We start from the raw sequence: 1,940 nt of genomic DNA, 5'->3' as shown, positions 1-1,940 counted from the left end.
AAACTCCCTGCCCGAACGGCCAGATCATCTCGGCCACCGCCAGCGGCAACCCCGAAACGATCACCCCGGAACCAAGCCGGTGGATTCGGGCTGAGCCGGGGTGGTGTCTTCGGTGCTGTTTTCCATCATCCGGACCAGGTTGTCCTTGATGGTGTTTTCGGCGTTGATGCGGTCCTCGATGTGTTCCAGCGCTTCGGTCTGCATGCGCTGCACGTCACGGACCCAGTCCACCGAGCGGATGTCCGGATCGGTGGGGCAAGCGAAGACGTTGAGCTCGCCGGAGCGGCCCCCGGTGACCTCGGTGGGGTGCGGACCGAAAGGCGGGCAGGTCTCGGTCCTAGCGGCCAGCCGTCGGCGTGGCCGTCGGGTGCCACTCGCGGCGGAGGAGGCCGAAGACCCAGGAGTCGGAGACGTCGCCGTTGACGACGCAGTCCTCGCGGAGGGTGCCTTCGCGGACGAAGCCGAGCTTCTCTAGGACCCGGGCGGACGCCACGTTGCGGGTGTCGGTCTCGGCCTGGACGCGGTTCAGGTCCAGGGCGTCGAACGCCCACCGCAGGACGGCGTGCGCGGTCTCCGTGGCGTAGCCGTGGCCCCACGCGGCGGCGGCGAAGACGTAGCCCAGGGACGCGCTGCGGAAGTCCGGGTTCCAGCTGGTCAGGCCGCACCAGCCGATGAACGCACCGTCGGAGACGCGGTCGACGGCCACCCGCGCTCCCGTGCCCTCCTCCTCGATCGTCCGGCAGGTCGCGATGAAGCGCTGGGCGCGGGCCGGTTCGGTCCACGGCGGGGAGTCCCAGTAACGCAGCACGTGGGTGCAGCTGTGCAGCGCATAGAGCGGCGCCGCGTCGGCGTCGGTGAACGGCCGCAGTCGCAGGCGGGCGGTGTGCAGCTCGGGGGTGGGCAATGCCATGCGGAGCATCCTGCCGCGTCACGCTCGCCCCGGCCATCCGTTTATCCGGACGGTCGGGGGCGCGTACGTCCCCGGTGACGCCGGACGCGCCGCATGGGCGGTGAGTCCGCAGTACCTTGCCGGCATGGCGAGCAAACGACGGCCGTACTGGCGCACCCTCGGGACGCCGACCAGCCTCGTCCTGTACCGGACCCCGGACGGATGGAGGTACGCCGTCCACTTCACCGGGCCAGCCGGCATCGCCGACGGCGCGCTCGCCGGTCCTCCGCCCTCGTCCGAGCCGGACATCGCGCAGGCGGCCCTGGTTCAGAAGGCGGAGGAACTCACCCACCGCCGGCTCGACATCCTCTGGCACGCACCCGATCAACCTGACTGGTGGACCGGCAAGGTCACCGCCGCAGGGCCACTTCCACCGGCCTGAAACCGACGCACCGATGCAGCAGCACCTCTCCGTGCCCCGTGCTGCTGTCGAAACCCGTGAACATTTCGATTCCTTCTCGGGCGGCTACTTCCTCCCAAACCGGTGTACATCCGCTGCCCGTTCTCGCGGACAGAGCCAGCCAGACCGGCGTCGCGGGCCTGCTGCCATTCGAGGAGGGAGGCGGCCTCGATCGGAGTCAGCTCCGATCCTTGGAGCTTGATCTGCCGAAACCCAGCTTCCCGCGTCGAACTCGAAGTAGAACCAGACGTCATCCTCGTCCCAGTAACAGCGCATCCATGAACCGCCCCGGGTTCGATAGAGATCTCAGATTGTGGTTGTGACCTGGGGTTTTGTGGATTCCGTGTAGTGGTTGGCCTCGTACTCGACGGGCGGAACGTGGCCTATCTCACCGTGCAGTCTGCGGTGGTTGTACCAGTCGACCCACTCGGCGGTGGCCAACTCCACCTGGGAGAGCGACTTCCAGGGCGGTTGCGGTTTGATCAACTCGGTTTTGTACAGGCCGATCGTTGATTCCATCAGGGCGTTGTCGTAGGCGTCGCCGACCGAGCCGATGGAGGCGGCGATGCCAGCGGCGTCCAGATGCTCGGC

General features: G+C 67.8%; 4 protein-coding genes. 1 reads left to right on the top strand and 3 read right to left on the bottom strand.

Annotation, left to right across the window (positions count from 1 at the left end):
* Positions 1-60 precede the first annotated feature (60 nt).
* Positions 61-204 (bottom strand): hypothetical protein, encoded by a 144-nt coding sequence (locus tag ACWEK3_RS42325; RefSeq protein ID WP_453252266.1) that lies wholly within the window; start codon positions 202-204, stop codon positions 61-63.
* Between the two features lie 133 nt (positions 205-337).
* Positions 338-910, bottom strand: a complete 573-nt coding sequence (locus tag ACWEK3_RS42320; protein WP_384440199.1) for a GNAT family N-acetyltransferase — start codon at positions 908-910, stop codon at positions 338-340.
* A gap of 124 nt (positions 911-1,034) precedes the next feature.
* Between ACWEK3_RS42320 and ACWEK3_RS42315 the strand changes: the two genes are divergently transcribed.
* Positions 1,035-1,331, top strand: coding sequence for a hypothetical protein (locus ACWEK3_RS42315; protein ID WP_453252265.1), 297 nt, complete (start codon positions 1,035-1,037; stop codon positions 1,329-1,331).
* A 324-nt stretch (positions 1,332-1,655) separates the two neighbouring features.
* Here ACWEK3_RS42315 and ACWEK3_RS42310 read toward each other — a convergent pair.
* On the bottom strand, positions 1,656-1,940 hold a 285-nt coding region (locus ACWEK3_RS42310), incomplete at its 5' end, for an integrase core domain-containing protein (protein ID WP_453252264.1).

It is taken from the genome of Streptomyces sp. NPDC004721, assembly GCF_053601495.1.
This window is presented reverse-complemented; position numbering and strand designations above follow the sequence as displayed.